This is a genomic window from Enterococcus sp. AN402 (genome assembly GCF_040719405.1).
Taxonomy (GTDB): Bacteria; Bacillota; Bacilli; order Lactobacillales; family Enterococcaceae; genus Enterococcus; species Enterococcus faecalis.
In genome coordinates this window covers 1,276,292-1,300,054 of sequence record NZ_JBFDTM010000004.1, presented here as the reverse complement: position 1 = coordinate 1,300,054, position 23,763 = coordinate 1,276,292, and the positions used below count along the sequence as shown (strand labels likewise).

Genomic DNA, 23,763 nt, shown 5'->3' with positions numbered 1-23,763 from the left:
TGTAAATATGACAGAATTAAAACGTGAAATGATTGAAACGCTTGTTCGACAAATTGTCACAGAAAAATTAATGCCGACTAAACAAGTGGATCCCAGTGGAATTATGTCCATCAAATTACCCGAAATTGACGTAACAGAAGACGATCGCTTAGATACAGGCAACCCAGCGGACATTGTTTACACAAAAGATCTGTTTTCTTTAGAAGAAAGCCCGCGCCTTGGTTGCGGTTTAATGGTGATGAAAGATACCACCTTCGATTGGACACTAGAATACGATGAAATTGATTATATTATTTCAGGACAACTAGATATACTGATTGACGGACGTAAAATTTCTGCAACAGCCGGCGAAATTATTTTAATCCCGAAAAGTAGCAAAATTCAATTTTCAGTGACGGGGGATGCCCGCTTTGTCTACGTGACTTATCCAGCAGATTGGCAAAGCCAATAATTATTTTGTCGGTATTCAGAGAATAATTTTGCCAAAACCCTTTACTCAGCGTTATAATAAATAAGAACGAAAAAAGGGGTTGAGTGAATGACATTTGAGAATCCAAGTCAAAATCAAATTTTTGATATTCTAAAACAAGCAAAAAATATTGCGGTGGTTGGTTTGAGTAACAAGCCCGACCGCACAAGTTACAAAATTGCAGAAATTTTACAGCAACATGGCTATCGTGTGTTACCTGTCAATCCAGTTTTAAAAGGTGAAACGGTGCTTGGCGAAACGGTTTATGGGGCATTAACAGAGATTCCTGAAAAGATTGATATTGTTGACGTTTTTCGGCGAAGTGAATTTTTGCCAGAAGTGGCCGCAGAAGCATTGAAAACAGAAGCGCCTGTCTTTTGGGCCCAACTAGGTTTGGAAAATGAAGAGGCAGCGAACTTGTTATTAAATGAAGGTCGTCAAGTTATTATGGACCGTTGTATTAAAATTGAATTGGCAAAAATGGCAGATGCTGAATAAACACGTGTAATTTTATAAAGAAAGAGCGTCCTGAACGGAAAGCTCTTTTTTTTTTGACCCAGATAGAGTATTATTGTAATGATGGTTTTAGAAGGAGCGAACGGAAAACGCAAGAAACCGGCTCACTCTTCTTCTAATTCTTTAAGAAATAGTTAATGTACGCTTATTAACTAAACGAGAATCTAAGTATAAGGAGTTTTTTCTTTGGCTAAAAAAATTAACAATGAGTACAATGATGCCTCTATCCAAGTCCTAGAAGGATTGGAAGCAGTGAGGAAAAGACCTGGTATGTATATCGGTTCAACCGATAGCCGTGGACTCCATCACTTAGTCTATGAAATTGTCGATAACGCAGTCGATGAAGCGTTATCTGGCTACGGGAATGAAATCAACGTAACTATCCAAAAAGATAATAGTATTTGTGTTGCAGACTCTGGCCGCGGAATGCCAACAGGGATGCATGCTTCTGGTATCCCAACAGTAGAAGTAATTTTTACTGTCTTACATGCGGGTGGTAAGTTTGGCCAAGGTGGCTATAAAACTTCAGGCGGACTCCATGGGGTGGGTGCCAGTGTTGTTAATGCCTTATCTAAGTGGTTAGAAGTTCATATTGTCCGTGATGGCGTAGAATACATGGAACGATTTGAGGACGGCGGTAAACCAGTTGGTACCTTAAAAAAAATCGGCAAAACAAAAAAACGCAACGGTACCTCTGTTACTTTTTTACCTGACGACACCATTTTCTCTACGACAAATTTTTCTTACGAAATTTTAGCAGAACGTTTGAGAGAATCAGCTTTCTTATTAAAAGGCGTCAAAATTACTTTAACAGATGAACGTGGGGAAGAACCCAAAGAAGAAGTCTTTCACTACGAAGAAGGCATTAAAGAATTTGTTGCCTATCTAAATGAAGAAAAAGATACATTAACACCCGTTGTTTATTTTTCAGGAGCCAAAGAAGGTATTGAAGTTGAATTAGCTTACCAATACAACGATGGCTATTCTGAAAATGTTTTATCTTTCGTTAACAATGTCCGCACAAAAGATGGCGGTACCCACGAAGTCGGTATGAAAACGTCAATGACAAAGGCGTACAATGAATATGCACGTAAAGTAGGACTATTAAAAGAAAAAGATAAAAATTTAGAAGGTAGCGACTTCCGTGAAGGCTTAGCAGCCGTCCTTTCTATTCGAGTACCAGAAAACTTACTACAGTTCGAGGGCCAAACCAAAGGGAAATTAGGTACACCTTTAGCAAGAACCGTTGTCGATAACGTCGTAGGCGAACAAATGGGCTTCTATTTACAAGAAAACAGTGAAATGAGTCAATCATTAATTCGGAAAGCGATTAAAGCCCGTGAAGCCCGTGAAGCGGCTCGCAAAGCCCGTGAAGAAAGCCGGAACGGTAAAAAACGGAAAAAAGGCGAATCGTTACTTTCTGGAAAATTAACCCCAGCTCAATCCAGAAATCCTAAGAAAAATGAATTATATCTTGTCGAAGGAGACTCGGCCGGTGGTTCAGCAAAACAAGGACGCGATCGGAAGTTTCAAGCCATTTTACCGCTACGAGGAAAAGTCATTAATACGGAAAAAGCGAAAATGCAAGACATCTTGAAAAACGAAGAAATCAATACTATGATCTATACAATTGGCGCAGGCGTTGGTCCTGAATTTTCAATTGAAGATTGTAATTATGATAAAATCATCATCATGACCGATGCGGATACCGATGGTGCACATATTCAAGTGTTGCTATTAACGTTCTTCTATCGTTATATGAAACCATTAATTGAAGCCGGCAAAGTCTACATTGCCTTACCACCACTTTATAAAGTCTCTAAAGGAACTGGAAAAAAATCAGTCATTGAGTATGCTTGGACCGATGGTGAATTGGCAGAAGTGATTGATAAAGTTGGTAAAGGCTATATGCTCCAACGCTATAAAGGTTTGGGTGAAATGAATGCAGAACAACTTTGGGAAACAACGATGGATCCTGAAACTAGAACCTTAATTCGTGTTCGGATTGATGATGCAGCTCAAGCAGAACGCCGTGTGACCACATTAATGGGCGACAAAGTCGAACCTCGTCGAAAATGGATTGAACAACATGTTCAATTTACGTTGGAAGAAGATGGCAGTATTTTAGATCGTTCAGAAGAAGACACTTCTGTACCAACAGGAGAAAGTCTTTTAGATGCGGAAAAAACAAAAGAAGCAGAACAAACCGATGACACTGAAATCAGTTTGTTTGACATAGAGTAGGGAGTGACAATTTTGGAAAAACGCCAAGAAGTTCAAGAATTAACCCTTGAAGAAGTAATGGGCGATCGTTTTGGAAGATATTCCAAATACATCATTCAAGAACGGGCCCTACCAGATATTCGAGATGGGCTAAAACCAGTACAACGCCGCATTCTCTTTTCAATGAATAAAGACGGCAATACCTTTGATAAAGGCTTTCGTAAATCAGCAAAATCTGTCGGAAACATTATGGGGAATTATCATCCCCATGGCGACAGTAGTATTTATGAAGCGATGGTGCGTCTAAGTCAAGACTGGAAATTACGGGAAGTACTAATTGAAATGCACGGAAACAACGGAAGTATGGATGGCGACCCACCAGCGGCGATGCGTTATACAGAAGCTCGTTTATCACAGTTAAGTGGTGAGTTGTTAAAAGATATCGACAAAAATACCGTCGATTTCGTCTGGAATTTTGACGATACAGAAAAAGAACCCACTGTTTTACCAGCCAAATATCCTAATTTATTGGTAAACGGCTCAACGGGGATTTCAGCAGGCTATGCAACAGAAATTCCTACGCATAATTTAGCGGAAATCATTGATGGAACTGTGTATTTAATTGATCATCCTAATGCAAGTTTAGAGAAATTAATGGAATACATTCCAGGACCAGATTTCCCAACAGGTGGGATCCTACAAGGAAAAGCAGAAATTAAAAAAGCCTACGAAACCGGCCGTGGTAAAGTAATTTTACGTGCGAAGACAAAGATTGAGCCCTTAAAAGGCGGCAAACAACAAATTGTCATTTCTGAAATTCCTTATGAAGTCAACAAAGCAACGCTAGTGAAGAAGATGGATGAAATCCGTTTAAATAAAAAAGTAGACGGCATTGCCGAAGTTCGTGACGAAAGTGACAGAACTGGCTTGCAAATTGTTGTTGAACTAAAAAAAGATGTCAATGCAGAAGGTATTTTAAATTATCTATTTAAAAATACTGAATTACAGATTAACTATAATTTTAATATGGTTGCGATTGACAACATGACCCCGCAACAAGTGGGCCTTAAACGGATTTTAGAAAGTTACATTACGCACCGCAAATCAGTTATCATTAATCGTTGTCAATTTGAGTTGAACAAAGCTCGCAAACGTGAGCACATTGTTGCTGGTTTAATTAAAGCATTGTCTATCTTAGATAAAGTGATTGCAACAATCCGTGGCAGTAAAGATAAAAAAGATGCGAAGAAGAACTTAGTATCCGACTATGCGTTTACTGAAGAACAAGCTGAAGCAATCGTTACTTTACAGCTATACCGTTTAACCAATACGGATATTACTGATTTACAAGAAGAAGCAAAAACTTTAGAGCAACAAATTGCTGAGTTATTGAACATTTTAAACAATGAAAAAGAACTATTCTCAGTCATGAAAAAAGAACTTCGCGAAGTTAAAAAGCAATATGGCAATCCTCGCTTAACTCAAATTGAAGAGGAAATCCAAGAAATCAAGATTGAAACAGCCGTGTTAGTTGCACAGGAAGACGTGGTCGTAACCGTGACGCACGAAGGCTATATCAAACGGAGTAGTATTCGTTCTTATACAGCATCAAAACCAGAAGAAATCGGCATGAAAGAAGGCGACTTTTTACTATATGCTGGCGAAGTCAATACATTAGATCATCTTTTACTAGTAACAAATAAAGGAAATATGATCTATCGCCCCGTCCATGAGTTGCCAGATTTACGCTGGAAAGAAATTGGCGAACATATTTCTCAAACCATTTTAAATCTTGCTATCGATGAATCGATTATTGCTGTATATCCTTATAAAGAGTTAAGTCCGACAAAAACCTTTGTTTTCATTACAAAAGCTGGCATGATTAAACAAACCAAAATGGCTGATTTTGAGCCTTGGCGCACTTATAAGAGCCGCCCGACATCTTGTATGAAATTAAAATCAGACCAAGATGAAATTACCAATGTTTATTTAACAAATGATCAAGACTTATTGGATGTTTTCCTCGTGAGCAATCGCGGTTTTGGCTTACGCTATCCATTATATGAAGTACCTGTTGTGGGTAGTAAAGCGGCTGGAGTTAAATCAATGAACCTCAAAGAAGACGATTATGTCGTTAATGGTTTACTGGTTCATTCTGAAGGGGATACACCGATTGTCATCGTTACCCAACGTGGCGGTGTTAAACGCATGTTAGCCCAAGAATTAACACAATTAGGACGAGCAAAACGTGGATTAATGGTCTTACGGGAATTGAAGAAAAATCCACATCGTGTTGTCTTTATGTCTGAAAGTACCGATTTAGATTTATTAGTTACTACGCAAAAAGGCACACAAGAAGTTATTCAGTCGAAAAACTATCCAATCAGTGAACGAACATCCAACGGTTCCTTTGTCATCGATGAACAAAAAGATGGCCAAGTAATGGAAGTCCACGAGATGCATTCTGCAGTGATTGAAGAAGAACAAACAAACTAAACTGTGTTATAAATATCTCCACAGCAGCCATCTGTATTAATACAGATGGCTGCTGTTTTTAATACAGAAGTACATTTTTCACAAGTGATAACAACTATAAATCGTTCTTATTTTCACAAGTATAAATGTTTATATATCAGCGTTTATAATCTTCGCTCCCCGTTTATTTATTAAGAAAGTGCAATAAATAATAAAAAAACGCTTGCATCTAAAAGGTTATGTGTTATACTAATCACATAAAGCTGTTACATACAATCAAGTAGCAGTTAACTAAGGAGGCAAACACTTCATGAAACAATGGGAAGGCTTTAAAGGCGACAAATGGAGAACAAGCGTTGACACTCGTGATTTTATTCAAAACAACTACACAGAGTACAAAGGCGACGACAGTTTCTTAGAACCAATCGCTCCGAGCACTGACAAATTATGGACAAAACTACAAGAATTATTTGAAATCCAACATGAAAAAAATGGCGTTTATGACATGGATAGCGATATCCCAGCAACTATTACGTCACATGAACCTGGTTACTTAATCAAAGAAGAAGAAAAAATTGTCGGTTTACAAACAGATGTACCATTAAAACAAGCATTTATGCCATTCGGTGGTATTAAAATGGCGAACAATGCCTTAGTTTCAAATGGTTATGAAACTGACGAAGAAATGACAAAAATCTTCACAGAATACAGAAAAACACATAACCAAGGTGTTTTTGATGCCTACACAGCTGAAATGCGTTTAGCACGTAAAAACAAAATCATTACTGGTCTTCCAGATGCTTATGGCCGTGGCCGTATTATCGGTGACTATCGTCGTATCGCATTATATGGTATCGACTACTTAATGGAACAAAAGAAAAAAGATCATGATAACACTGGTAACAAAGAAATGACAGACGATGTTATTCGCTTACGTGAAGAAATTTCTGAACAATACCGTGCGTTAAATGACTTAAAACAAATGGCTGCTTCTTATGGTTTCGATATTTCTCGTCCTGCTGCAAATGCGCAAGAAGCAATCCAATGGTTATACTTTGGTTACCTAGGTGCCATTAAATCTCAAAATGGTGCGGCAATGTCAATTGGTCGTATCTCAGCATTCTTAGATATCTATATCCAACGTGACTTAGAAGCAGGTTTAATCACTGAATTCGAAGCACAAGAAATGATTGACCATTTAATCATGAAATTACGTATGGTTAAATTTGCACGGACACCAGAATACAACCAATTATTCTCTGGTTATCCAATTTGGGCAACATTATCTATTGCTGGTATGGGTATTGACGGTCGTTCATTAGTTACCAAAAATGACTTCCGTATCTTACACACATTAACAAACATGGGACCATCTCCAGAACCTAACTTAACTGTATTATATTCTTCTCACTTACCAGAAGGCTTCAGAACATATGCAGCTAAAATCGCGAAAGAAAGCTCATCTATCCAATTTGAAAACGATGACTTATTACGTGAAAACTGGGGTTCTGACGACTGCGCAATCGCATGTTGTGTTTCTGCAACAGTTATGGGTAAAGATATGCAATTCTTCGGCGCTCGTGCGAACTTAGCGAAAGCTGTTCTTTATGCAATTAACGGCGGGGTCGACGAAAAAACTAAAATGCAAGTAGCACCAAAATATCGTCCAATGACTGGTGACAAATTAGATTACCATGAATTCATGGAACGCTATAAAGACATCTTAGACTGGTTAGCTGAATTGTATGTTAACACATTAAACATTATTCATTACATGCATGATAAATATGCATATGAAGCACCACAATTAGCTTTAATGGATACTGATTTACAACGGACATTCGCAACTGGTATTGCCGGAATCTCTCATGCGACTGATAGTATCATGGCAATTAAACACGGTGAAGTAGAAGTAATCCGTGACGAAGATGGTATGGCAATTGATTATGTACCAACAAAAGAATTCCCAACATACGGAAACGATAACGAAGAAGCCGATGCAATGGCTAACTGGATTTTAGATTACTTTATGACACAAATTAAACGTCAACACACATACCGTAACTCTAAACCAACGACTTCATTATTAACAATCACTTCAAACGTTGTTTATGGTAAAGCAACAGGGAACACGCCTGACGGACGTCGTGCCGGCAAACCTCTTGCACCAGGTGCGAACCCAAGTTATCAAGACGGTAAATTCTTAGGTGAGAAAAATGGCTTGTTAGCTTCATTAAACTCAACAGCTCGTTTAGAATATACAATCGCTTTAGATGGTATTTCTAATACACAAACCATCAACCCTAATGGTTTAGGTAAAGACGACGACACAAGAATTAACAACTTACGTAACGTATTAGATGGCTACTTCGATAAAGGTGGTTACCACTTAAACGTAAACGTATTTACAAACGAATTATTATTAGATGCACAAGCACATCCAGAAAAATATCCAAACTTAACTATCCGTGTATCTGGATATGCCGTGAAATTCCGTGACTTAACTCCTGAACAACAAGCAGACGTTATCTCAAGAACTTCACACGACAGACTATAAAAAACATTTACATTATTTAACTGAAAGGGTGACATTCAACGTGTCATCCTTTTCGTTTGAAAGAAGAGGGATCATTATGACAACACCAGTTACAGGTAGAATTCATTCAACAGAAAATTTTGGTACCGTTGATGGCCCAGGTGTCCGTTTTATCGTATTTACACAAGGGTGTCGCATGAGATGTCAATTCTGTCATAATCCAGATACTTGGAAAATTGGTTCCGGTGGTCGTGTGGTGACGACTGACGAAGTATTAGAGGAAGCATTACGTTTTCGCTCTTATTGGGGCGAAAAGGGTGGTATCACTGTCAGTGGTGGTGAGCCGCTATTGCAAATGGACTTTTTGATCGATTTATTTAAAAAAGCCAAAGCACAAGGCATTCATACAACCTTAGATACGTGTGGCAAACCTTTTACTCGGGAAGAACCCTTCATTAGTCAATTTGATGAATTGATGAAGTACACAGATTTACTCTTATTCGACATCAAACATATTGATAACGAGCAGCATAAACTGTTAACAACGCAATCAAATGATAATATTTTGGAAATGGCTACCTATTTATCTGAAATTAACAAACCTGTTTGGATTCGCCACGTATTGGTGCCTCAACGTAGTGATTACGACGAATATTTAATCCGTCTGGATGCCTTCATAAAAACATTAAACAATGTAGATAAAGTTGAAGTGCTTCCTTACCATACGATGGGCAAGTACAAATGGGAAGAACTAGGTATTCCTTATCCATTAGAAGGAATTGAGCCTCCTAAAAATGATCGTGTTGAAAATGCGAAAAAACTACTACATGTCGAGGACTATCAAGGTTATCTAGCACGTTAACAAACGAAAAAATAGAAAAGAAGACAATTTTTTTGTTGTTTCTTTTCTATTTTTTGTTATCATTAAGAGTGAATCAAAACCAAGGAGTGTGTATTATGTCAAAAATTTTAGTTTTTGGACACCAAAATCCTGATACAGATGCTATCGGAGCGGCAATTAGTTTTGCTTACTTACAAAAAGAATTAGGAAAAGAGACAGAAGCTGTCGCTTTAGGAACACCAAGTGAAGAAACACAATATGCCTTAGATTACTTCAATATTGAAGCACCACGTGTTGTCACTGAAGCAGCTAGCGAAACAAACCAAGTCATGTTAGTGGATCATAACGAATTCCAACAAAGCATTTCAGATATCGCTGAAGTAAACATTTTAGCAGTAGTGGATCATCACCGGATTGCCAACTTCGAAACAGCAGATCCATTGTATTATCGTGCAGAACCAGTAGGGTGTACCAGTACAATCATCTATAAAATGTTTAAAGAAAATAACGTGACAATTCCAGCTCAAATTGCTGGTATGATGGTCTCAGCGATTATTTCTGATACATTATTATTTAAATCACCAACTTGCACACAAGAAGACATCGATGCAGCGCACGCCCTAGCTGATATTGCTGAAATTAATTTAGAAGGCTATGGTCTTGACTTATTAAAAGCAGGAACAAATTTAAGCGATAAATCAGCTGAAGTCCTTTTAGATTTAGATGCTAAGAGCTTCCCAATGAACGGCAAAGCAGTTCGCGTTGCTCAAGTAAATACCGTCGATTTAGCAGAAGTTTTAGATCGTCAAGCTGAATTAGAAGCAGCTATGGCCGCAGAAAATGCAGCCAATAATTATGACTTGTTTGTCTTAATTATTACGAATATCCTAGACAGTGATTCTGAATTATTAGCGATTGGTGCGGAACAAGCCAAAATTGAAGCAGCGTTCAATGTAACATTAGTTAACAATCGTGCGTTCTTACCAGGCGTTGTTTCTCGTAAAAAACAAGTAGTACCACAATTAACAGAAGTCTTTAACTAAAACCGTAAGCGCCTAAGCAACGCGATAAATTCCTTGTTGCTTAGGCGCTTCAATAGTAAAGGGGCGTTAACATGAATGATTTAGCAATTTACTATCATTCTCCGCAACAAACGAAACAATACAATCATTTGCTCAACCAATCACTTTTTTTCCCTCTTGTTACTTTTATGTATGAACATCGGGAAGAAAGAATCATTTTAAGACAATTAAAAGCGGCCTTTGCAACAGAAGCCAAGTTAGAACAATTTTTATCAGAAATGATTGATTGTCAGTTAATCATTCGTGAAAATCGTCAATATCGTTTGAATTTTCCTATTTATACGGCAGCTGAAGTTGCGAGTTTGCCCTTGGCTGAAGACGAACTTCCTAAGTTTAAAGGAACTGTAACAGAGCAATTATTTTGGCTAGCTGAATCTTTTTGGCCACAAGTGTTTCCAGAAGAGGAAGACTATTTTTTTGGCGTGAGCGGTGGCCCCTCATTTTATCAAAAACAAAGATTGGCCTCGGCACAACTATCTATAATTACGCTTGAAAAAGAAAAGACAGAGGTTCCAACAATGCCTCGTTATTTTGATTACTTGGGCAAAGAGCAATCCTTGCCAGAAGCCTTCAGCGCTTTATATGACTTGCTAGGGGACGTAAATCCTGAATACTATCTTTCGCAAGCGAGAAGAGTCATTAAACAAGCTCTGCGAGGCCGCAAAGTCAGTACTGTGCCTAATATTTTTCAAGAAAGTTTGCACTTGACCCAAGTGATTACGATTGACCAGGACCACTTAAAACTCCTTTTACCAGTAGCAACGGAACAAGCCGATCCTTTAGAAGCACAGTCGGATATTCTAGCATTTTATTATGAAAAAATTGCTAACCGATCGGCCATCGAACGCTTAGTTTTTATGCAACAATTGATTGAGCAACTAGGTACGAACTCTCTAAGTTATCTTAGAATAAATTAAAGTTACGATAATTTTATTATGTAAACTAAAAATCAATAACAAGAAATGACGCCGCTTCTTAGTGAGAAATGGCGTCATTTCTTTTGCGAACTTTTTTCGTCCAAAACCCACCGGAAATGAACTTAGGCTCATAGGAAATGATAAATGCTCTCGGCTCTAATTGATTGATTAATTTGTACAATGTACGTTCGTTTTTTCTTGGGGAAAGAATTTCTAAAACCATTCGTTCTCCTTCGCGTCCGTAGGCAACACTTTGTGTAACACCATAGCCGTGTTCACGAAGTGTTTCTGGTAAATGAAATTGTTCAGTAGTAGAAGGGAGGATAACCGATACCATAATATAACCCAAGGCCAAATAGTCTTCGATTTTAATTCCTACACTAATGCCAACAGCGTAACCAAGCGCATAAACAAGTAAATTTAAAGGATTGTCTAACCGATTCAGAACCATACTTAGCCCTAAGACATAAATTGTTATTTCAGCCATACTAACCAGCGGTGCAATAACCCGATAACCTTTCATCGTTAACATAAAACGAATAGTATTTAAGGTAATATACGCAAAATTAATGATAAAAATCATAGCTAACATTTTCAAATCAACGACCATAAAATAAGTACCTCTTTTCAAAATCTTTACATCCAGCCCTCATTATAGTACAGAAAAACTGAGAATCAAAGGCGAAACACTTATAGAAATGAATTCTTTTTTGAATACTCGCTCATATTATTCGCCTAATTTAACTGTTATTTGATATAATCTTAGTATGAAGTAAGAAGGAGGTAAGCGATGAAAATTTTTGTTTGGATTTTGTTATTTTTATTAGTAATTAACGTTATTGCTGCCTTAATTACTGTTTTTAGAAAACCTCGTAGTATTTCCAGCGTTTTAGCATGGATGATGACGTTGATTTTCTTGCCCGGTATCGGCTTTATTATTTACTTATTCTGTGGGCGAGGCATCGATGGACAAGAAGTTTTTAAATTGTCTGATGATGAAAAACAAATGGTTCAACGAATTAAAGAAAAAGTGGACGTTGATAACAAAAAAGCAGGGCGCGATAAACGTTATGATTTACTTTATGATGCGAAAGTTTTAAATCGTTATTTCCGGAATATGGACGCATCACCGTTGGCCAAAAGAAATAGTTTGCAATTATTCACAGATGGCCAAGAAAAATTCCAAGCATTATTTGAAGATATTCGTGCAGCGAAAGAAACCGTTCATGTGGAGTATTATGCGTTTTTTAATGACACAATTGGTAATCAATTTTTAGATGTATTAATCGAAAAGTTGCATGAAGGCGTGGAAGTTTACTTAATTTACGATCCTTGGGGTTCACCCGGCGCAAATAAAAAGTTTTTTGCTCGTTACGTTGACGCTGGAGGAAAAGTAGCTCCCTTTATTACTTCTCGCGATATGATCCGTAAAACACGTCTAAATTATCATTTGCATCGAAAAATTGTTGTCATCGATGGGAAAATTGGCTGGACCGGCGGGTTCAATGTTGGGGATCAATATTTGAATGTCACCGAAAAATTTGGTTACTGGCGAGATACCCATATTCGTTTGGTCGGGACGGCCGTATTTTCATTGCAAGAGATATTTATCATGGATTGGAATGCTTCAGTCAAATATCCTGAAGAACGTATGACGTATCATGAAAAATATTTTAAATTACCAGAAGATCATGAAGTGGAGCATTTGTCCTTACAAGTTGTTTCAGATGGTCCTGATTCAGAAGAAGAAATTTTGAAAAGCGGGTTTGTTCGGATGATTTTTTCTGCAGAAAAGAGTGTCTGGATTCAAACACCGTATTTAATCCCTGATGATAGTATGATTAATGCGTTGTTAGTGGCGGTTCGTTCGGGTGTCGACGTGCGAATTATGATTCCTTGTATGCCTGACCATCCCTTTATTTACCGCGCAACACAATATTACGCGAATTACTTACACAAACGCGGCATTAAAATTTATATTTATGATAGTGGGTTTATTCATGCAAAAACAATGGTGATTGATGATGAATTAGCTATGGTTGGGACAACAAACCAAGATATTCGCAGTTATTCATTGAATTTTGAGGTAAGTACGTTTATTTACAATCCTGACATTGCGTGGATGTTAGCGCAAGTCTTTGAAGAAGATATAGAAAAAAGTGTCTTACTAACCGACGAGATAATTAAAAAACAAGGGTACTGGCTACGCTTCAAGCAAAACTTTTCACGCTTGTTGTCACCAGTCTTGTAATCAAATAAATCAGCAGTGAATGTAGTAAACTACTATTTTTACTGCTGATTTTAGTAACAAAACACTGAGGTGGTCTACCTAATTCATTGATAATCCCTCTAAATAATGGTAAATTAAAAATAAATTCAATCAGCTATTCTATCGTGAGAAACATAATTATTACGTAGATCAGATCAAAGGGACATTCACGACGAGCAAATATTGAGTGTGTTTGCTGAAACGTGCATGTGTGATTTGGTCTTTTTTATTGAGCTGTTATTTTATAGATAAGGAGTGGTCACCATGGACTACCAAGCAATAGCAAAAGAAATTTTGAAAGACGTAGGTGGCAAAGACAATATCGTGGATGTCACACATTGTTATACACGATTGCGTTTCGTATTGAAAGATACGAAACAAGCGAACAAAGAAGCCTTACTACAAACAGAAGGTGTCATTTCTGTTGTTGAAAGCGGCGGGCAGTATCAAGTGGTTTTAGGCAATAAAGTCGCGCATGTCTATAATGCTCTAGAACCTTTGTTGGCTCAGCCACTTACGACCAAAACATCCACAAAAGAAAAAAATTCATTAGGTAATCGAATTTTAAATACTGTTGCCGCGATTTTCACACCTGTCGTACCAGCAATTGCCGCTTCAGGCATGTTAAAAGGAATTCTAGCCATCGCTGTGATGGTCGCAAACAATTTTTACCAGGTCGATTTAAAACCTTTGAATACGTATATTATTTTAAGCGCCGCTTCCGATGCACTTTTTTATTTTATGCCAGTTATTTTAGGTTATTCAGCTGCTAAGGTTTTCAAAACAAACGAATATATCGCCATGGTAATTGGTGCCACCTTATGTTATCCAACCATCGTTTCATTAATGACTGAAGAATCAGCGGTTACCTTGTTTGGATTACATGTGACCAAAGCCAATTACGTTTCCACAGTAATTCCTATTATTCTTGCAATTTTTATTTTAGCTTATGTACAACGCTTTTTGGAAAAAGTGATTCCAGAAGTTCTAAAAATTATTATGGTTCCTACGCTGTCATTACTTTTAATGATTCCAGCCACTTTATTATTATTTGGACCGATAGGGATTTATTTAGGTGACGGCGTGAATTGGTTGTATTATTATATAATGAATTTTAGTCCCATCTTGTTAGGCGGTTTTATCGGCGGAATTTGGTGTGTCTTAGTCATTTTTGGGGCTCACCGTGGGCTTGTGCCAATTGGGATTAATGATGTCGCTCGAACAGGACGGCAAAATTTGCTAGCGTTTGCTGGTGCAGCGAACTTTTCTCAAGCGGGCGCCGCATTTGGCGTGTTTGTCCGCACAAAAAATAAAGACTTGAAAGCTGTTGCTGCCTCTGCAACAGTGACTGCATTATTTGGTATCACAGAACCAGCCATTTATGGGGCAAACTTGCGGCTAAAAAAACCGATGATTTATGCGGTGGCTAGCGGAGCAGCAGGCGGGGCCTTAATGGGCTGGGGCGGTTCCTACGGGACAGCCTTCGCTAACCAAGGACTCTTGACCATCCCAGTTTACGCAGAAGCAGGAACCAAAGCCTTTATTTGTTATTTATTAGGTTGTGGCATTGCTTTTTTTGGTGCATTTCTATTAACGATTTTTCTAGGCTTTAATGATTTACCGCTTGACGAGTCACGTCAAGAACCAGTCCTAAAGACAGAGGCAACGACAGTCAAAGAAAAACAACGGATTCAAGCACCTGTTCAAGGACAACTCGTATCTTTAGACCAAATCAACGATGAAGTCTTTGCTTCTCAACAAATGGGAAAAACGCTAGCTATTTATCCGACAGAGGAACAAATTGTTTCACCAGGAAATGGGCAAGTGACGGCTTTATATCCAACTCATCATGCAATTGGCTTAAAGTTAGACAATGGTGCTGAAATCCTCCTTCACATTGGAATCAATACAGTCGAATTAAAAGGGCGGGGATTTGAAACGTTCGTAAAAGTAGGAGAAAGGGTCAGACTAGGACAGAAACTGCTCTCTTTTGATAAACAAATCATCCAAGCTGCTGGTTATGATCCAACCGTCTTAGTCATCGTAACAAATACTGCGGAAATGGCTATAATTGAGACAACCAAACAAACAGAGATTACACCACAAACAAATTTATTTTTCATGCAAGTAAAGGAGCAAAACTAATGGTTAAACAATTTAAGAACGATTTTTTATGGGGCGCTTCTTCCTCCGCTTTTCAAATTGAGGGCGCTTGGAATGAGGACGGCAAAGGCCTAACAGTCGCTGATTACAATTCTTTTAAAAAGTCAGCTGTACAAGCAGATACGAAAGTCGCCAGCGATTTTTACCATCGTTTCAAAGAGGACATTGCGTTAATGAAAGAATTAGGCTTAAAAACCTATCGTTTTTCTCTTTCATGGGCACGAATCATTCCAACAGGTGATGGCGAAATCAATCAAGCCGGCATCGATTTTTATAATGCTGTCATTGATACACTTTTAGAAAACGATATTTTGCCGTTTGTCACACTTTATCATTTTGATTTACCTTTTGCATTGGTGGAAAAATACAATGGTTGGGTTGATCGTCGCTGCGTTTCCGCATTTCAACGCTATGCGCAAGTTTGTTATCAAGCGTTTGGTGATCGAGTCAAAAATTGGCAAGTTACGAACGAACAAAACTTAATGATTCGTGTTGATGAACGAATGAATATGTACGATGTTGCACCAGAAAATGCTGAAAAAATTCGTGCACAAATGGATTACCATATGTTTGTTGCCCATGCGTTAGCGACGAATGATTGTCACCAATTGGTCGCTGGGGGAAAAGTCGGTCCCTCTGTTTCCTCAACGATGACTTATCCTAGTTCCAATAAACCTGAGGATGTTTGGGCAGCTCGTATGAATGATAACTTTAAAACAAATTATGCTCTAGAAATGTATTGTTTTGGCGAATACCCTGGTTACTATCAAGAGTATTTAACCAAATGCGGCATTTATCCCGAAACACAGCCAGAAGATCAAGCAATTTTGAAAGCCGCTAAACCAGATTTTATCGCCCTTAATTATTATCGGACGTTAGTCGCTAGCTATTTACCGACAGATGAGCAACACCCATTGGGTACGAAAGAAAAGGACATTGATTTTGATCTATACGGTTATTTCAAAATCGAAAAAAATCAACATTTAAAAACCTCTAAGTATGGTGCCCAAATTGATCCAACTGGTCTACGTTTAGTTTTAAATGATTATTATCGTCAATACCGTTTGCCGTTAATCATTACAGAAAACGGCTTAGGCACACCAGATCACCTAACAGAGGACGGAAAAATTCATGATGACTATCGAATTGCGTATTTGCATGATCATATTGCTGCTTGTCATGCGGCTATTTCTGACGGTGTTGAGTTGTTTGGTTATTGCCCTTGGTCGGTCATGGATATTTTAAGTTCCCATCAAGGATTCAAAAAACGCTACGGTTTTATTTACGTTAATCGTGAAGACCATGAGTTAAAAGATTTACGACGTATTAAAAAAGATAGTTTTTATTGGTACCAATCAGTGATTAAAAATAATGGGTTACCAGAAGAATAATGACCAAAAAGGATCATCCGTTGGCATAAGCGGGTGATCCTTTTGTTTTCAAGTTTTGTCGTTCCGTGTTAGGCTTAAGTTAATAAACCCATTAAAGGTGGTGAGAGAGATGAATAACTACGATTTATGGAAATGGGCTGCCGGGAAACGAACCGAAAAAGATAAAAATGAAACCTATAGCGCCAAAAATTGGTGGTATGTTTTACTAATGCTCGGTGTATTTGTAGGGATCATGTTGTTGTATTATTTAATCTCTGTGCTTTGGAATTAAGGGAAAATGGGCAAATGAGGAATTAAGAATAAAAAAAGACACCTTTTCAGGTGTCTTTTTTAACAGGATTCAGACAATGATAGCTGAATCGGAATAGGATAATTTTCCTCGAGCGTAACATCAGGATCCTTCATTCTACGAAGCAGTAAGTCAATCATAACGTCACACATCTCGTCGATTGGCTGCACAATGGTTGATAGTTGTGGGGCAATTCTTTTGATTAATTTTGTCCCATCATAACCAATTACTTTTAATTCTTCAGGAATGGCTATCTTCAATTTTTGAGCAATATTCATAACTGTAATTGCTGTCAAATCATCGGTACAAAAGATGCCGTCTACAGTTTTATTTTGAAGCAAACGTTCGATTTCTAGATTTTTTAATGTTGTAGAGGTTCCATTATCAATTTGTAGAATCGTTTTTTCTGTGCCATATTTTTCCATTGTTTGTTTATAACCAGCCAATCGATAATCGCTAGGTGCGCCTGTGTTATTAGCACCAGTAATAATTGCAATCTTTTGTGCACCACTTGCAAATAAGGCTTCAGTGGCTTTTTGGCCCCCTTGAAAGTTTTGCGAAGAGACAATTGGAATGCCAGGTGCCAAGAAACGGTCAAAGGAAACAATAGGTAGTGAAACATTTTCATATTCGTTAATAGCTAAGTTATGGCTACCAGTGATTACACCGTCCACTTTATTTGCAGCGAGCATTCGTAAATAGGCGCGCTCTTTTTCTGGATCTTTTTCACTATCACATAAAATCACTTTATATCCTTGAACAAAGAGCTTTCTTTCCAGTGTTTCAATTAATTCACCAAAAAATGGATGACTAACAGAAGGGAAGACTAAACCAATCAGCTGCGTACTTTTTCCTTGGAGGCTTCTGGCTAATCCATTAGGTTGATAATTTAATTCTTCCATCGCTTGATGAACTTTATCAATTGTTTTTTGACTAAGATAACCATAATTATTAATCACGCGGCTTACCGTTGTCGGGCTCACCCCAGCAAGCTTTGCTACATCCGTTAATTTAACCACCATCAAAATTCACCATCATTCCTAATTATTCGTATTTTCCAGCTCATAAAAACAAGCTTTTGCCGTCTTGGATAGATGAAGATACTGTTGCGCTTTATCTGGAAAGAAGCGACCAGTCATCGTTTTTTCACCTTTATTTACATAGATTTCTGCAACAGAGCAATCAACAAAAATAGTTAACTGAACTGACTTATTTTTCCTAATTTTAGTTTCACGAATTGTGCCATACTTTTCAGCAAAAGGTTGGCCAGCAAATGTTCGATCAAGGGTTATTTTACCATGAATCGTATCAATTGTAATTAAAAGTCCTTTTGAACCCGTTTCGTTCGCTAAAAGCCGAATAAAAGCAATCTCATTTTTGGAAATATCCACTTCTAATTCAAAAGAAGCAGTAGATAAAAAATGGCAGCCATTTGATAAAGTAGTGGCGGATTGACGAAGCATTTTTGTTTCAGAAACTGGATATTGAAATAGTTTCCCGTTGTGAATTGTGAGTTCTTTAACCAGACTTAAGCCATTTGCCCAACCCTCCACATCACTTGGGTAAGTGATTTCTGGCAATCCAATCCAACTGACCGCAAGTGCACGACCATCTGGCGCATTAAAGGCTTGAGTGGCGTAGACATCAAATCCTTCATCTAAATTTTCAAAAGGCCTAGCCTGAACTAAAGAAAGATTCTCCAAATCAAACGTTTCGGCCAATGTGTACATATTCGGATAGATATTCTGATAACTTTTTACAGATGGAGATAGACCTTGTGGGCAAAATAATAAGACAGGCTGGCCATCAATAAATACCAAATTGGGGCATTCAACCATGTAGCCTAATTCTTGGTCGGTGAACGTCAATTCGCCAAGTTGATGAAAATTGTGTACGTTTCGATCTTTAGAAAAATAGACCACAATTTTTCCTTGTCCATTTAAATCACTAGCACCAATTAATAAAACAAGTCCTTCTTGATAAGGAAATACCATCGGATCACGAAAATGGGAAGAATAATTGGGGTCAATAGGTAGGAATGGTGTTGATTCCTTTGTGATCGCACCTAAAGAATTCAGCCATGCAATATTTTGATATGCAAATCGTTGCCAAGTTTGATCACGAACATTTCCTGTATAAAATAAACATAGTTGGTTATCTATTGGTAAAGCTGAGCCTGAATAGACGCCATGAGAATCATATTCAGAGTCGGGATAAAGGGCAATTCCTTCATAATCCCAGTGAATTAAGTCGGAGGAAGTTAAGTGGGCCCAACTTTTTAGTCCGTGAACACTCCCGAAAGGAAACGCTTGATAAAATAAATGCCACTGGTTATTGAAATATGAAAAACCGTTGGGATCATTTAGTAGTCCTGTCTGTGGTTGAATATGATACTTAAAACGCCAACTAGATTGCGCGATAATAGAAGTTAAATTTTCGAGGTGAGCAGATGTCCAAGAAGAATAAGGTGCATAACGTAATTCATCAGTCCATTGGTTCATGATGCTTAACATAAGTAATGTCTCCTTTATTAGAAAATAGTAGTTAGTCTAATAGTATAAACAAATCAGAAAAAAGTCAAACGTATAACACATATAAATCTATTCAAATCAAAAGAATATTATAATTTACATTTATTTATGATAAACGTTTGACATATTACGCAAAAACGAGTATCATACAGAATGTAAAAACGGTTACAGAAAAAATTAACAGGACTAGTTTAAGAGTGAGGAGAACCAGAATGAACAGAAATTGGTGGCAAAAAGAAGTGGCCTATCAAATTTATCCACGTAGCTTTTCGGATAGTAATAATGACGGAATTGGTGATTTACAAGGCATTATTCAAAAACTGGATTACTTAGAAAATTTAGGAATTACGCTGATTTGGCTGAGTCCAATGTACCCGTCGCCAATGGCTGACAATGGATATGATATTTCAGACTATTATGGTATTTCTAGCGATTTTGGTACAATGGCAGACTTCGATGAACTCATTGAAGAAGCAAAAAAACGAAACATAAAAGTTATTTTAGATTTGGTGGTAAACCATACATCTGATGAACATGCTTGGTTTCAAGATGTTTTAAAAAATCCTCAAAGTCGTTTTCGAGACTTTTATATTATAAAAGAAGGACAAGAAGCACCTACAAATTGGCGGTCTAACTTCGGTGGTAGTGTTTGGGAAAAATTACCTGGGGAAGATGCCTACTACTTTCATGCCTTTCATAAAAAACAGCCGGATTTAAATTGGGAAAATCCTGAACTACGCAAAGAAATCTACCAAATGATCCGTTTTTGGTTAAACAAAGGAATTGCTGGTTTTCGTGTAGATGCGATTAATTTTATTAAGAAAGATTTGACTTGGACAAACTTACCTGCTGATGGGGCAGATCAATTAGCCAAAGTAACAAAAGCTAGTAGAAACATGCCAGGAATGAGTGACTTTCTGAACGAGTTAAAAGAAAAAGCTTTTGATGGTTTTGATATTGTCACAGTTGCCGAAGCGGCCGGCGTCAATTATCCAAATTTATCAGAATTTATTGGAGAAACAGGGTATTTCGACATGATTTTTGACTTCAAATGGTCTGATTTGGATGTAAAATCAGGAAGCGAATGGTTTTATAGAATCGATTGGTCTTGGAATGATTTACGCACATTAATTTTCAAACAGCAAGAAGCCATGCAAGAGGCTGGTTGGAGTGCAAATTTTATCGAAAATCATGATCAACCTCGAGCGACAACGAAATATTTAAAAGAACAGGCTCAACAGCCAAATGCGATTAAAACATTCGGCGCCATGTATTTCTTTTTAAGAGGCACGCCTTTTATTTACCAAGGACAAGAATTAGGAATGACCAATTTTGAAAGGGGTTCGATTGATGAATTCGATGATATTTCTAGCATTGATCAATACTATCGAGCAATAAAAGAAGGATTTACGCCCAAAGAAGCCTTGTCACTTGTCAATTTACGTAGTCGAGACAATGCCCGCACGCCTTTTCCATGGAATGATTCTATGTATGGCGGTTTTTCAAGCGTCAAGCCTTGGTTAGGAATGGTGGATAATTATAAAGAAATCAATGCCGAAGCAGAAATAAAAAATAGTCAAAGTATTTTTCATTTCTATAAGCGGATGATTGCATTTCGTCAAAAGAGTCCCTATACAGACATCTTACTTTATGGAACATTTGAGGGACTATCAAATCTTCCAGATAATGTTATTGCTTATAAACGCAAATTAAATGAAAAAACGATTTACGCCTTTTTTAATTTTGGTGAGGCGGTTCCAATCCCTCATTATTTAGTTAATGGCACAGTTATTTTTGATACACAGTCTGAAGAACGAGAGCAATTAGTTCAGCAGGGAACATTATTAAAAAGCTATCAAGGACTATTGATTACTATAAATGAGTAGCTAGGAGGAGTATAACATGGCAGAAAATTATCAGCAGGCAGCCAAGGACATTATTCAATTAATCGGTATGGATAACATTATATCGGTCACCCATTGTCAAACGCGGTTACGTTTTATTTTGAAGGACCACGAACAAGTAGATGGTAAACAACTAGAAAAAATCGATTTAGTCAAGGGTGTTTTTTATAATGGTGGTCAATACCAAGTGATTTTAGGAACTGGTATTGTGACTAAAGTGTATGATGAAATAGAAAAACTTGGAATCAATGTTGTGTCAAAAGCAGAGCAAACAGCAATTTTAAAAAATAATGAAACGGGCATGCGCAAAACAATGCGCATTTTAAGTGAAATATTCATTCCAATTGTTCCAGTAATTGCAGCAACAGGATTGTTCCTAGGGTTAAAAGGTGTTATTTTTAACGATACTTTTTTACAATTATTCGGAGCAAGTGTAGCCAATATTCCTGAAAGCTTTCAACAAATTGTCTCTGTCATTACAGATACCGTCTTTGCCTTTTTGCCAGCTTTGATTGTTTGGTCTACCTTTAAAGCATTTAATGCGACGCCTGTAATCGGGATTGTTATTGGTTTAATGATGGTATCACCCATTTTACCAAACGCTTATGCAGTTGCAACACCAGATTCTGGCGTGAAAGCTATTATGGCTTTTGGTTTTATCCCAGTTGTCGGTGCACAAGGATCCGTGTTAAGTGCAATTGCTGCTGGTATAATTGGCGCAAAGATTGAACTTTTTTTCCGAAAAAAGATGCCGAATATTCTTGATCAAATTTTTACACCCTTTATGACTATGTTAATTACTTTTTTAATCATGATTCTCGGAATTGGCCCAATTTTGCATACCGTTGAGTTAGGCATGGTAGATGTTGTCCAATGGTTGATTGGGTTGCCCTTAGGATTAGGTGGTTTTGTGATTGGTGCCTCATATCCTTTAATGGTTTTGATTGGTATTCATCATACACTAACTATGGTAGAAACATCATTATTAGCAAATACAGGATTTAATGCATTGATTACAATATGTGCCATGTATGGGTTTGCCAACGTTGGCAGTTGTTTAGCTTTTGCGAAAAAAGCGCAAGATAGCAAAGTGAAGTCGACGGCCATCGGTTCTATGTTGTCTCAATTATTTGGAGTTAGTGAACCTGTGTTATTTGGATTACTTATTCGTTGGAACTTAAAACCGTTGCTATGTGTCTTGTTTACGTCAGGTTTAGGCGGAGCAATTTTAGCTATTTTTCATATTCAATCAAATTCTTATGGATTAGCCGTTATTCCTTCTTTCTTAATGTATATCTATAGTGCACATCAATTAGTGATCTATTTATTAGTCGCACTTTTATCTGTCGGTGTATGTTATGCATTAACCAGTCTATTTGCAATTCCACAAGAGGTTTTAATTTCAGATAAAGTAATCGAAGAGGAAGAACGCGAAGTCTTTAAAATGCAACATAACACCTTAGATGAACAACTTTTTTCTCCGGTAAATGGTTACGCCATGAATCTTACTGCTGTTAATGACCCAGTATTTTCAAGCGAGATGATGGGCAAAGGTTTAGCAATCATGCCAACAGCGAACAAGGTTTACGCGCCTGCAGATGGTTTATTAAACTTGGTTGCAGAAACTGGACACGCTTATGGTATCCAAACGGACGCAGGAGCTGAGGTATTAATTCATATAGGAATTGATACTGTCACATTGGGGCAGGAGGTCTTTCAGACACAAGTAAGCCAAGGTCACCGTGTTAAAAAAGGAGATCTTTTAGGAACGTTCGATCGAAAAGCCATTAAAGAAGCTGGGCTTGACTCAACTGTCATGGTTATCATTACAAATACTTCAAGTTATTTAAGCGTAGAGCCAATGATGTCAGATCATAATGAAATTACGCCGGAACAAATCATTTTAAATCTAAATACACCTAACTAAACAAAAGAACAGCAAGAAGTAGTTATCACTTCTTGCTGTTCTTTTTCTTAATAAAAAACCAATGATTTTCGGTTGTATTTGTCTATCCGTTTGTAGTATGATTGAGTCAGTTTTAAAGGAAACATGCCAAGTATGGAAGACCATACTTGACACGCATTGACTAATTAAACATGGGGAACGTTGCCATAAGTTGATGTTCCAGTCAATAATGCAAGTAAATCAAACATAGC

General features: G+C 37.5%; 17 protein-coding genes. 14 read left to right on the top strand and 3 right to left on the bottom strand.

The window, feature by feature from the left end; genetic code table 11:
* Nucleotides 1-7: 7 nt before the first annotated feature.
* The 8 genes from AB1I62_RS07665 (at nt 8) to AB1I62_RS07630 (ending at nt 11,059) form a co-directional block, all read left to right on the top strand.
* Complete coding sequence (locus AB1I62_RS07665; protein ID WP_104859667.1) at nt 8-451, top strand: ethanolamine utilization protein EutQ; 444 nt, start codon at nt 8-10, stop codon at nt 449-451.
* Nucleotides 452-538: 87 nt separating this feature from the next.
* Entirely contained in the window at nt 539-967 is a 429-nt protein-coding gene (locus AB1I62_RS07660; protein WP_010713382.1) for a CoA-binding protein, read from the top strand.
* Between the two features lie 204 nt (nt 968-1,171).
* Nucleotides 1,172-3,229, top strand: coding sequence for a DNA topoisomerase IV subunit B (parE, locus tag AB1I62_RS07655; protein ID WP_104859666.1), 2,058 nt, complete (start codon nt 1,172-1,174; stop codon nt 3,227-3,229).
* Between the two features lie 12 nt (nt 3,230-3,241).
* A complete protein-coding gene (gene parC / locus AB1I62_RS07650; protein ID WP_104859665.1) occupies nt 3,242-5,704 on the top strand; it encodes a DNA topoisomerase IV subunit A in 2,463 nt (820 codons plus the stop codon).
* Between the two features lie 289 nt (nt 5,705-5,993).
* Nucleotides 5,994-8,240, top strand: a complete 2,247-nt coding sequence (pflB, locus tag AB1I62_RS07645) for a formate C-acetyltransferase (RefSeq protein WP_002357529.1) — start codon at nt 5,994-5,996, stop codon at nt 8,238-8,240.
* A 76-nt stretch (nt 8,241-8,316) separates the two neighbouring features.
* The gene (gene pflA, locus AB1I62_RS07640) at nt 8,317-9,081 is read left to right on the top strand and encodes a pyruvate formate-lyase-activating protein (RefSeq protein ID WP_010822833.1); all 765 of its coding nucleotides are present in this window, start codon (nt 8,317-8,319) and stop codon (nt 9,079-9,081) included.
* A 95-nt stretch (nt 9,082-9,176) separates the two neighbouring features.
* The gene (locus tag AB1I62_RS07635) at nt 9,177-10,103 is read left to right on the top strand and encodes a manganese-dependent inorganic pyrophosphatase (protein ID WP_367019142.1); all 927 of its coding nucleotides are present in this window, start codon (nt 9,177-9,179) and stop codon (nt 10,101-10,103) included.
* 71 nt (nt 10,104-10,174) lie between these two features.
* On the top strand, nt 10,175-11,059 hold the full coding sequence (locus AB1I62_RS07630) for a DUF1803 domain-containing protein (protein WP_104859664.1): 885 nt from the start codon (nt 10,175-10,177) through the stop codon (nt 11,057-11,059).
* A gap of 58 nt (nt 11,060-11,117) precedes the next feature.
* On the opposite strand, the gene AB1I62_RS07625 is transcribed toward AB1I62_RS07630, so the two are convergent.
* Nucleotides 11,118-11,669, bottom strand: a complete 552-nt coding sequence (locus AB1I62_RS07625) for a DUF2179 domain-containing protein (protein WP_002361848.1) — start codon at nt 11,667-11,669, stop codon at nt 11,118-11,120.
* A 180-nt stretch (nt 11,670-11,849) separates the two neighbouring features.
* Between AB1I62_RS07625 and cls the strand changes: the two genes are divergently transcribed.
* The 4 genes from cls (at nt 11,850) to AB1I62_RS07605 (ending at nt 17,153) form a co-directional block, all read left to right on the top strand.
* Nucleotides 11,850-13,310: a cardiolipin synthase gene (gene cls / locus AB1I62_RS07620; protein WP_002371124.1), complete on the top strand. Its 1,461-nt coding sequence runs from the start codon at nt 11,850-11,852 to the stop codon at nt 13,308-13,310.
* Between the two features lie 282 nt (nt 13,311-13,592).
* Nucleotides 13,593-15,473: a beta-glucoside-specific PTS transporter subunit IIABC gene (locus tag AB1I62_RS07615; RefSeq protein WP_104859663.1), complete on the top strand. Its 1,881-nt coding sequence runs from the start codon at nt 13,593-13,595 to the stop codon at nt 15,471-15,473.
* Entirely contained in the window at nt 15,473-16,882 is a 1,410-nt protein-coding gene (locus tag AB1I62_RS07610) for a glycoside hydrolase family 1 protein (RefSeq protein WP_104859662.1), read from the top strand. The genes AB1I62_RS07615 and AB1I62_RS07610 overlap by 1 nt, the downstream gene beginning before the upstream one ends.
* A 109-nt stretch (nt 16,883-16,991) precedes the next feature.
* Nucleotides 16,992-17,153, top strand: coding sequence for a hypothetical protein (locus AB1I62_RS07605; RefSeq protein WP_002361843.1), 162 nt, complete (start codon nt 16,992-16,994; stop codon nt 17,151-17,153).
* A 59-nt stretch (nt 17,154-17,212) separates the two neighbouring features.
* Here AB1I62_RS07605 and AB1I62_RS07600 read toward each other — a convergent pair whose 3' ends face one another.
* Together AB1I62_RS07600 and AB1I62_RS07595 are read right to left on the bottom strand one after the other, a co-directional pair.
* On the bottom strand, nt 17,213-18,193 hold the full coding sequence (locus tag AB1I62_RS07600) for a LacI family DNA-binding transcriptional regulator (RefSeq protein WP_367019141.1): 981 nt from the start codon (nt 18,191-18,193) through the stop codon (nt 17,213-17,215).
* Nucleotides 18,194-18,211: 18 nt separating this feature from the next.
* Entirely contained in the window at nt 18,212-19,672 is a 1,461-nt protein-coding gene (locus tag AB1I62_RS07595) for a sucrose-6-phosphate hydrolase (RefSeq protein ID WP_104859668.1), read from the bottom strand.
* Between the two features lie 242 nt (nt 19,673-19,914).
* Between AB1I62_RS07595 and AB1I62_RS07590 the strand changes: the two genes are divergently transcribed.
* Nucleotides 19,915-21,588, top strand: coding sequence for an alpha-glucosidase (locus tag AB1I62_RS07590; RefSeq protein ID WP_104859661.1), 1,674 nt, complete (start codon nt 19,915-19,917; stop codon nt 21,586-21,588).
* A gap of 16 nt (nt 21,589-21,604) precedes the next feature.
* On the top strand, nt 21,605-23,533 hold the full coding sequence (locus AB1I62_RS07585) for a sucrose-specific PTS transporter subunit IIBC (RefSeq protein ID WP_104859660.1): 1,929 nt from the start codon (nt 21,605-21,607) through the stop codon (nt 23,531-23,533).
* Nucleotides 23,534-23,763 lie beyond the last annotated feature (230 nt).

Bases quoted from the DNA above. Each gene is read 5' to 3' on its own strand.
- AB1I62_RS07665 (WP_104859667.1), top strand. From the start codon at position 8: ATGACAGAATTAAAACGTGAAATGATTGAAACGCTTGTTCGACAAATT.
- AB1I62_RS07660 (WP_010713382.1), top strand. From the start codon at position 539: ATGACATTTGAGAATCCAAGTCAAAATCAAATTTTTGATATTCTAAAA.
- pflB (WP_002357529.1), top strand. From the start codon at position 5,994: ATGAAACAATGGGAAGGCTTTAAAGGCGACAAATGGAGAACAAGCGTT.
- pflA (WP_010822833.1), top strand. From the start codon at position 8,317: ATGACAACACCAGTTACAGGTAGAATTCATTCAACAGAAAATTTTGGT.
- AB1I62_RS07635 (WP_367019142.1), top strand. From the start codon at position 9,177: ATGTCAAAAATTTTAGTTTTTGGACACCAAAATCCTGATACAGATGCT.
- AB1I62_RS07630 (WP_104859664.1), top strand. From the start codon at position 10,175: ATGAATGATTTAGCAATTTACTATCATTCTCCGCAACAAACGAAACAA.
- AB1I62_RS07625 (WP_002361848.1), bottom strand. From the start codon at position 11,669: ATGGTCGTTGATTTGAAAATGTTAGCTATGATTTTTATCATTAATTTT.
- cls (WP_002371124.1), top strand. From the start codon at position 11,850: ATGAAAATTTTTGTTTGGATTTTGTTATTTTTATTAGTAATTAACGTT.
- AB1I62_RS07615 (WP_104859663.1), top strand. From the start codon at position 13,593: ATGGACTACCAAGCAATAGCAAAAGAAATTTTGAAAGACGTAGGTGGC.
- AB1I62_RS07610 (WP_104859662.1), top strand. From the start codon at position 15,473: ATGGTTAAACAATTTAAGAACGATTTTTTATGGGGCGCTTCTTCCTCC.
- AB1I62_RS07605 (WP_002361843.1), top strand. From the start codon at position 16,992: ATGAATAACTACGATTTATGGAAATGGGCTGCCGGGAAACGAACCGAA.
- AB1I62_RS07600 (WP_367019141.1), bottom strand. From the start codon at position 18,193: ATGGTGGTTAAATTAACGGATGTAGCAAAGCTTGCTGGGGTGAGCCCG.
- AB1I62_RS07595 (WP_104859668.1), bottom strand. From the start codon at position 19,672: ATGAACCAATGGACTGATGAATTACGTTATGCACCTTATTCTTCTTGG.
- AB1I62_RS07590 (WP_104859661.1), top strand. From the start codon at position 19,915: ATGAACAGAAATTGGTGGCAAAAAGAAGTGGCCTATCAAATTTATCCA.
- AB1I62_RS07585 (WP_104859660.1), top strand. From the start codon at position 21,605: ATGGCAGAAAATTATCAGCAGGCAGCCAAGGACATTATTCAATTAATC.